The organism is Bradyrhizobium sp. (genome assembly GCF_035273305.1).
GTDB lineage: Bacteria > Pseudomonadota > Alphaproteobacteria > Rhizobiales > Xanthobacteraceae > Bradyrhizobium.
The window spans coordinates 1-8,779 of record NZ_DATEPI010000004.1; the positions used below are offsets into that span (position 1 = coordinate 1).

The window sequence follows — 8,779 nt, forward strand, 5'->3', positions numbered from 1 at the left end:
GAAGATCGGCGACCGCGCGGCCGGCGCCATCAAGTCGGGCGGCACCACGCGCCGCGCCGCCAAGATGGTCGTGGTCGACGCCGACCATCCGGACATCGAGACCTATATCGACTGGAAGGTGAAGGAGGAGCAAAAGGTCGCAGCACTCGTGACCGGCTCCAAGCTCAACCAGCGCCACCTCAAAGCGGTGCTGAAGGCTTGCGTGAACTGCGAAGGCTCCGGCGACGACTGCTTCGATCCCGAAAAAAACCCGGCGCTCCGCCGCGAGATCAAGCTTGCCCGCCGCGCCATGGTGACCGACGGCATGATCAAGCGGGTGATCCAGTTCGCGCGGCAAGGCTACAAGGAGATCGACTTCCCGATCTATGACACCGACTGGGACTCGGAGGCCTATCTCACGGTCTCCGGCCAGAACTCCAACAATTCGGTATCGCTGAAGGATGATTTCCTGCGCGCGGTGGAGACCGATGGCGACTGGAACCTGATTGGCCGCACCAACAAGAAGGTCACCAAAACGCTGAAGGCGCGCGATTTGTGGGAGAAGATCGGCCACGCCGCATGGGCCAGCGCCGATCCCGGTCTGCACTTCAACACCACCATGAACGATTGGCACACCTGCAAGGCGTCCGGCGAGATCCGCGCTTCCAATCCATGCTCGGAATACATGTTCCTGGACGATACCGCCTGCAACCTGGCGTCGGCCAACCTGATCACGTTCTACAACACCACCACCAAGCTGTTCGATGTGGATGCCTACGAGCATCTCTGCCGGTTGTGGACCATCGTGCTCGAAATCTCGGTGATGATGGCGCAGTTCCCCTCCAAGGCGATCGCCGAATTGTCCTACGAATTCCGCACGCTGGGATTGGGCTTTGCCAACATCGGCGGCCTGCTGATGACCATGGGCCTGTCCTACGATTCAAAAGAAGGCCGCGCCCTATGCGGCGCGCTGTCCGCGATCATGACCGGGACCGCCTACGCCACCTCAGCCGAGATGGCGAAAGAACTCGGCCCCTTTCCCGGCTACAAGAAGAACGCCGCCCACATGCTGCGGGTGATCCGCAATCATCGCCGGGCCGCGCATGGCGAAAGCCGTGGCTATGAGGCCCTGGCGGTCAATCCGGTGCCGCTCGATCACGCCTTCTGCAAGCAGACGGACATCATCCAGCATGCCAAGGCTGCGTGGGATAAAGCGCTCGAACTCGGCGAGATCAACGGCTACCGCAACGCGCAGACCACAGTGGTGGCGCCGACCGGCACCATCGGGTTGGTGATGGATTGCGATACCACCGGCATCGAGCCGGATTTCGCACTGGTGAAATTCAAGAAGCTCGCCGGCGGCGGCTATTTCAAGATCATCAACCGCGCCGTGCCCGAGGCATTGCGCGCGCTCGGCTACCGCGAAAGCGATATTGCCGAGATCGAGGCTTATGCCGTCGGCCACGGCTCGCTTTCGAATGCCCCCGCCATTAACGTCTCGACCTTGAAGGCGAAGGGCTTCACCGATGAAGCTCTCGCAAAGGTCGAAGCGGCGCTGCCGACCGCGTTCGACATCAAATTCGCCTTCAACAAATGGACCTTCGGCGAGGACTTCCTTCGCGAGACCCTCAACCTCGGTCCGGAAGCGATAGCAGCGCCGAATTTCGACCTGCTGTCGGCGATCGGCTTCAGCAAGCGCGAGATCGAGGCCGCCAACGTTCACATCTGCGGCGCGATGACGGTGGAAGGCGCGCCGCATTTGAAAGCCGAGCACTACAGCGTGTTCGATTGCGCCAACCCCTGCGGCAAGGTCGGCAAGCGCTATCTCTCAGTCGAGAGCCACATCCGCATGATGGCGGCATCGCAGCCGTTCATTTCAGGCGCGATCAGCAAAACCATCAATATGCCCAACGACGCCACGGTAGAGGATTGCAAAGCTGCTTACCTCCTCTCCTGGAAGCTAGCGCTGAAAGCCAACGCGCTCTACCGCGATGGCTCCAAACTGTCCCAGCCGCTGAACTCGCAGCTCATCAGCGAGGACGACGAGGAAGACGACGGGATCGAGGCGTTCATGGAGAAGCCGATGGCCGCGCGCACCGCCCAGCTTTCCGAGAAAGTAGTCGAACGGCTCGTCGAGCGCATCGTCGTGATGCGCGAGCGCGAGAAGATGCCGGATCGCCGCAAGGGCTACACCCAGAAAGCCGTAGTCGGCGGGCACAAGGTTTACCTCCGCACCGGCGAATATGATGACGGCCGGCTCGGCGAGATCTTCATCGACATGCACAAGGAAGGGGCGGCGCTGCGCTCCTTCATCAACAACTTCGCGATCGCGGTGTCGCTCGGTCTGCAATATGGCGTGCCTCTGGAGGAATATGTTGACGCGTTCACGTTCACCCGGTTCGAGCCCGCCGGCCCGGTGCAGGGTAACGACAGCATCAAATATGCGACCTCGATCCTGGACTATGTGTTCCGCGAACTCGCGGTCAGCTACATGAGCCGGTTCGACCTCGCCCATGTTGATCCGTCCGAATCCAACTTCGACGCGATGGGCCGAGGCGTCGAGGAAGGCAAGCAGCCGGACGCGAGCAACAAGTACCTGTCGAAGGGACTGACCCGCTCGCGCACTGACAATCTCGTGGTGATGCGCGGCGGCAGTGAGCCGCAGGCCGACGCCCGCGCTTCCGGCAACGTCACGACAATGTCCGCACACGGCGCGACTGCCCGCGCCGGCGATGCGCTCGAAGGCGCGGTCGCGCTGAAACACGAAGCCCAGCACGATCTGTCACCGACTGAAAAGCTCGAGGCGATGCAGTGGAGCACGGCAGGATCGGCGCAGCAAGCCGCTCCCTCGAAGGCCGAACGCCGGGCAGAAGCCAAGGCCAAGGGATACGAAGGCGAGATGTGCAGCGAGTGCGGCAACTTCACCTTGGTGCGCAACGGCACCTGCATGAAGTGCGACACCTGCGGATCAACGACGGGGTGTTCGTGAGGTAGCGTGATTTAGAAAGCAAGCCGCTGCTCGGGGGGCATTCGTGCCTGTCGTGTTCCGTTTCAAAGGCTTGCGGTACCTTTGCCGCTTAGGCCCGCACTGGGAAAACTTCGACGAAGACATCTCTATTGCGGGCTTGTCGCCGGATATGCAACGCCACGCGGCATGAGGAGCATGCCGCCTACACGATGAACGGCGAAATGAAATCTCGCCGACTACCGCGACCTGCCTCTAAATTGGTATTGAAGAAGCCGTCAGAGCGACGCATCAACTATGATGCGGTCCGCGCATGATCTTCATGGCGTCTTCGATGTGACGCCATTCTCTGGCTTCCTCGGTATCTCCCCTGCCCTCGCAAGCCACCGCATTCTTCGCCGCCTGGGCAATCGCTTCGAAGCCGTGCTTCTCGATCATCTGTCGCGCGATAGTGTGAATCTGCATCTCGGATATCATGTGGCTCTCCCATGTTCCGCCCGTCCGGAACCGCACGGGAAGTGCGCTGCGGCCCCTTCCGAACACACTCAACGTTTAACCAAGCCCCTCGTTCGATGCGCGCGCGCCCATTCGATGCGACGCGCGAACCACGTTCGGGTCCCCTTCGGCAGTCACCGTTTTGAGAATGTTAAGCAACCCTGATGGCGGCAATCATCGCGGCCAAAAATCGTCATAATCTCTTCTACGAAATCAGCCGGTTCAAGAAAGGAGAGCCTATGCGGATCAAACACGCAATCTTCGCCGGCTCAATGGCCGTCTTGGCCTCGCTGACGACTCCGGCGCTGGCTAAAAACTTCGACGTTCAGAAGACCGGCGAACAAACGACGTCATCGCCTTGCAGCGCCCAACAGCGCACCGCCGATGGAACATGGATCCAGCTTCCATGCCGTGAACTCGGGAGCCCAACGCAGCCCTCCAGCAAATCCGCGACGCGAAGCTCGGATCACCAAACGCGATGAGAACTAACGCAAAAAAGAAACCCGGCTTTTCAGCCGGGTTTCGCGCTCAGTAGGTCTTGTTCATTCAGCGTCTTCACTGCGGACGGCCGTGGCCGCCGCCGCGGGGACCTGCCATTCCGCCACCGCCGCCAGGCGCGGCCATGTGAGGCGCTCCACCGCCCATCGCACGGGGCGCAGCGGCCGGGGCCCGCGGTGCGCCCATTTGTGCCTGGGAATGGAACGACGCTCCACCACCGGCCTGACCGACAGTACGAGGTCCAGCGCCTGGCCCGGCGACTGGACGGCCGATGGCACGCGGTTCGCCACCTCGAGCCTGGATCGGGGCTTGGCCGGCGCGGCCGAACTGCCGACCCTCGATACGTCCCTGCGGCCCGGCAACGGGCTGCCGCATGCCGGCGGCGACGCCACGGCGCTCATTTACGCCCAAGCCACGACGTTCATTCACGCCTAGGCCACGACGCTCACTTACGCCCAGACCACGGCGCTCACTTATGCCCATGCCGCGGCGTTCAAATGCGCCACGCTCGTTGATGCGCGCCGTTCGTCCACGTTCCATGTTTTCACGGAACGCGCGGTTTTCGCGGAACCCGCGTTGCTCGCGGTCCACGCGGCCAAACCTTTCTTCACCGCCTCTGGTGCGCGCGATCGCGCCGCCACGCACAGGTTGCTCGGCGATGCGCGCGTGCGATCTCCAATAACTCGCCCAGTGGGCTCGCCGGTGAAAGAACGGCCGCCCGGCGTAATAGTTGGCCCAATAGGTGCCAAGAACGAAGGGCACGACCGGAACATCGATTACGTCGACATAGTCAGGCAGATAAACGTATCGGCTTCGGTAGAAGTATTGAAGATACTCGGACGAAACCCAGCCGCGGTCGCCCGCCCAGCTTATGTCGCACCACGCATCGCCCCTGAGGCATCCGTGAATGTTGACGTGGGCGCCGCCAGGAATTCTGTCGACAACCGGGAATCCGACGCCCGGGCCCGCCCTCAGGCTCACCGTATCCGTGACAATTCCCCTCGCCGCCATCGCAGCGGTGGGCACTATTAGCAGCAACGCTGCAATCAAAATTCCTCGCAGTTTCATGATGGAGTCCTCCTCTCGCATGAACGCCGGATCGCAACGGCGGTTCCGGTCCGTCGCCGTCGGGACACCCCTACTTTCGGCTTTTTTCGGTGCGCGCTGACATCCAACCTGTTCCGGTGTGTGCGCCAGACGTGCGCTAACGCGTTTTGTGCGTAGCGGCGGACATTCTTCGAGCTCGCGAGTCCCTATTCAATCACTTCGTCGGCGCGCGCGAGCAGGTTCGCCGGGATCTCAAGGCCGAGCGAACTCGCCGTCTTCAGATTGATGACCAGATGGAATTTTGTCGGTTGCTGAATCGGTAGATCAGCCGGCGACGCGCCCTTCAGCACTTTGCCGGCGTAAACGCCGATCTGTCGATATGCGTCCAGAATGTCCGGATCATAGCTCATCAGGCCGCCGGCGGTCGTGTAGTCGCGAAACTGGTAGATTGCCGGAATGGCTGCGGCGGCAACCAGCGCAATGAGCTTGTCGCGGTGCACATCGAAAAGCGGATCGCTGCCGACCAGCAACGCATCGGGTTTCTCCTTCGCAATTATCGCGAACGCTTTTTCGATGCCCGGTTCATCCCCCGCTTCGAGAAATCGAATTTCAAGACCGAGGGCCTTGGCCGCGGCGTGCACATCCGCCGACTGGCCTCGTCCGTCCGGCGTGTTGGGATTTGTCAGTGTCGCGAACCTCTTTGCGTTCGGAACGAGTTCGCGCAGCAAGCCAAGCCGTTTCGGCGCCAGGTCTCCGGAAATAATCGTGAATCCCGTCGCGTTGCCGCCGGGATGCGAAAGGCTCGCCGCCAGGCCTAATGCCACCGGGTCGCCGCCAATCACAAAGACGACGGGAATGCTGGAGGTTGCAGCTTTTGCCGCGACCGCCGAAGTCGTGCCGCCCGAAGTCACCAGCACCGTTACCGGCCGGCGAACCAGAGCTGCCGCCAATTCGCTGAGCCGATCTAACCTTCCATCCGCGAAACGGTAGTCGATCGAAACACTCTTGCCTTCGGAAAAGCCTACCTCTTCCAATCCCTTTGCGAACGCGCTGACTAACTTGCCCGTGTCCTTTGCCGATCGCGTACTCAGAAACCCAATCACCGGCATCGGCGATGGCTGCGCTGAGGCCGCAAGCGGCCATGCCACAGCCGCGCCCGCAAGCATGATGAACTCGCGCCGTTCCATGCGCCCCTCAAAAGGCTTTGTGCTTTGCAGAGACTATCACTTTGCGAAGAGGTGGCGAGTTAGAAATGCCGTCTAGCAAGTCCAGCGATCGCGGTCGGATGGCGGTTCGCAATGCAGCTGCATCGAATACTCAGCCGAGCCTTGCCGCCTACGGGAACAACGCTGCGATCAGGCGTTATCTGTTCTGTCGCATTGGGTTGCAGCCGTTGGCAAATCCTGATCTGTCACAATCGCGCGCGTTCCCGGTCATTCCCGCGCTTTCCGGGTGGACGACCGCGCAAAAACACGTGGTGGCGGCGAGCTTCCTGGGATGGACGCTCGACGCCTTCGACTTTTTCCTTCTGGTGTTCGTGCTCAAGGACATCGCCGCGGAATTCCACACCGATATCGCCGATGTCACATTTGCCATTCTTTTGACTTTAGCGATGCGGCCGATCGGGGCGTTCGTGTTTGGCCGGGCGGCCGACCGCTTCGGCCGTCGTCCGACCTTGATGGTGGACATCGTCCTGTATTCGGCTCTCGAATTTGCTTCCGGTTTTGCGCCAAATCTCACCGTGCTGTTGATCCTGCGCGCGCTCTATGGCGTGGCGATGGGCGGCGAATGGGGTGTCGGCGCGTCGCTGACGATGGAAAGCATTCCGCCGCATGCGCGCGGCTTCGTTTCAGGCTTGCTGCAGTCGGGCTATCCAACCGGCTACTTCCTGGCATCGATCGTTTACGGCGTGTTGTTCCAATACATCGGCTGGCGCGGAATGTTCATGGTCGGCGTCATCCCGGCCCTGCTCGTCCTCTACATCCGCCGCACCGTGCCGGAGTCACCAAGCTGGAGCAGGCAGGCGGCGGTCGAACGCGGCAGCACCTGGACAGTACTGAAATCGCACTGGCGTCTCGGAATCTACGCGGTGATTTTGATGACGGCTTTCAACTTCTTCAGTCACGGCACTCAGGACCTTTATCCGACATTCCTCCAGCTCGAACACAAACTGTCTCCGCATGCCGTGGGCATCATCGCGGTTATCTACAATATCGGCGCGATCTGCGGCGGCATTTTTTTTGGCGCGCTGTCGGAGCGCTTCGGCCGCCGCAAGTGTATCGTGATATCGACGCTTCTGAGCCTGCCGATCATCCCGCTATGGGCATTCTCCGGCAGTCCAGTGCTGCTCGCTGCTGGCGCGTTCCTGATGCAGTTCTTTGTCCAGGGCGCCTGGGGCATCGTGCCGGTGCACCTGAACGAACTGTCGCCCGATACGGCGCGCGGGACGTTTCCTGGTTTCGTCTACCAACTGGGCAATCTTTTTGCCTCGGTGAATGCGACGCTTCAGGCCGGCATCGCCACGCATTTCGGCGGCAATTATGGCCTCGCGCTCGCGCTTGTCGCCGGGATTGTGGCGATCATCATCGCGGCACTGACGGCCGTGGGAACCGAGGCCAAAGGTGTCGCTTTCGCCGAGGCGGCGCCGGCGGAGTGAGCACAGGTTCATGGCTCAAGCGCTGGCTTAGGCTGCTTCAGTCCGGGACAAAGTTTTAGAATGTCACCCTCATGCCCGCATAATACGCGCGCGGTCTCGCGGGGCCCACCGAGCGCGGGTCGGTGAAAGCGTTACCGCCATTGGCAAAGTTCGGCAAAGCAGTGGTATCGAAGAAAGTGCCGTGCGTCGCATATCGATTGTCGAAGACGTTGTCGACGCGGCCGTAGAGCTGGACGGTCTTGTTGACCTGATAGGAGGTGTGCAGATTGAACACCGCGTAGGCCGGCAATTTGGCCTCGAGATTAGCTTCGTCACCGACAAAAAACTGGCTGCTGACAAAGAGCGCATCACCGCCGACCTTCCAGGCATCGTTGACGGCATATTCGATGCCGGCCTTGATCCGATGACGTGGCACCGCCGGGATCTGGTCGCCTGGCAGCACTTGAATAACGCCGCCATTTGCCACGCCGGCCGGGCTGTTGGAGCCGACTTTCACCGCGTCAAGAAAGCGTGCATCCACGAAGGCGTAGCTCGCATGCAATTGAAGGGCGCTTGACTTCAGGGTGACCTCGGCCTCGATACCCTGCCGTCGCGTGGAGCCGACATTCTGGAAAAAACCAAAGCCCTGCAGAAGACTCGGAACGGCGAGAATGTCGTCGCTGTTGGTGGCGCGGAAACCACCGATCTTCCAGCCCAACGAGCCGATGTTCAATTCCCTTGTGCCGCGAAAGCCCCCCTCCACAGTCCTGGACACCACCTGCTTCAGGTCCGGATCGGAGACGAGGAACGCCGCGATCAGGCAGGGATTGTTTGGATCGGCGCAACCGAGTTCGAGCGGGGTCGGCACACGGTTCGCTTCTGAGTAACCGGCATAGGCGGTCAGTTCAGACGTAATCTTGTAGGTGCCACCGATCAGCGGATTAAATCGATCGAAGGTATGATCGCCGTTCAATGAGGTGCCGAGTTGATCCTCCAGCGTAAGGCGAGCTGCATTGTACCGCCCACCCGCCGTGACTGCGAAGGCGTCGGTCACGTTGAATGTGTCGAGCGCATAGAGCCCCTGATACTTGTTCTCGGTGCGAAGCGATACCGGACCGATCGCGATGGGGACGCCTGACTGGCCCAGGAAGGTGCCGCTT

General features: G+C 61.0%; 7 protein-coding genes. 3 read left to right on the forward strand and 4 right to left on the reverse strand.

What is annotated here, in order from left to right:
• Positions 1-2,968 (forward strand): vitamin B12-dependent ribonucleotide reductase (locus tag VJV58_RS00410; protein ID WP_324135329.1); only part of this gene is annotated, 2,968 nt, incomplete at its 5' end.
• A gap of 267 nt (positions 2,969-3,235) precedes the next feature.
• Here VJV58_RS00410 and VJV58_RS00415 read toward each other — a convergent pair.
• Positions 3,236-3,421, reverse strand: coding sequence for a hypothetical protein (locus VJV58_RS00415; RefSeq protein WP_324135330.1), 186 nt, complete (start codon positions 3,419-3,421; stop codon positions 3,236-3,238).
• A gap of 182 nt (positions 3,422-3,603) precedes the next feature.
• Here VJV58_RS00415 and VJV58_RS00420 point away from each other — a divergent pair, with 182 nt between their 5' ends.
• Complete coding sequence (locus VJV58_RS00420) at positions 3,604-3,921, forward strand: hypothetical protein (RefSeq protein WP_324135331.1); 318 nt, start codon at positions 3,604-3,606, stop codon at positions 3,919-3,921.
• A 73-nt stretch (positions 3,922-3,994) separates the two neighbouring features.
• Here VJV58_RS00420 and VJV58_RS00425 read toward each other — a convergent pair whose 3' ends face one another.
• Positions 3,995-5,005 (reverse strand): SH3 domain-containing protein, encoded by a 1,011-nt coding sequence (locus VJV58_RS00425; protein WP_324135332.1) that lies wholly within the window; start codon positions 5,003-5,005, stop codon positions 3,995-3,997.
• 185 nt (positions 5,006-5,190) lie between these two features.
• On the reverse strand, positions 5,191-6,171 hold the full coding sequence (locus VJV58_RS00430) for an ABC transporter substrate-binding protein (protein ID WP_324135334.1): 981 nt from the start codon (positions 6,169-6,171) through the stop codon (positions 5,191-5,193).
• A gap of 65 nt (positions 6,172-6,236) precedes the next feature.
• Here VJV58_RS00430 and VJV58_RS00435 point away from each other — a divergent pair, with 65 nt between their 5' ends.
• Complete coding sequence (locus VJV58_RS00435; protein ID WP_324135335.1) at positions 6,237-7,640, forward strand: MFS transporter; 1,404 nt, start codon at positions 6,237-6,239, stop codon at positions 7,638-7,640.
• A 55-nt stretch (positions 7,641-7,695) separates the two neighbouring features.
• Here VJV58_RS00435 and VJV58_RS00440 read toward each other — a convergent pair.
• Positions 7,696-8,779: TonB-dependent receptor (locus VJV58_RS00440; RefSeq protein WP_324135336.1), on the reverse strand; the 1,084-nt coding region annotated here is incomplete at its 5' end.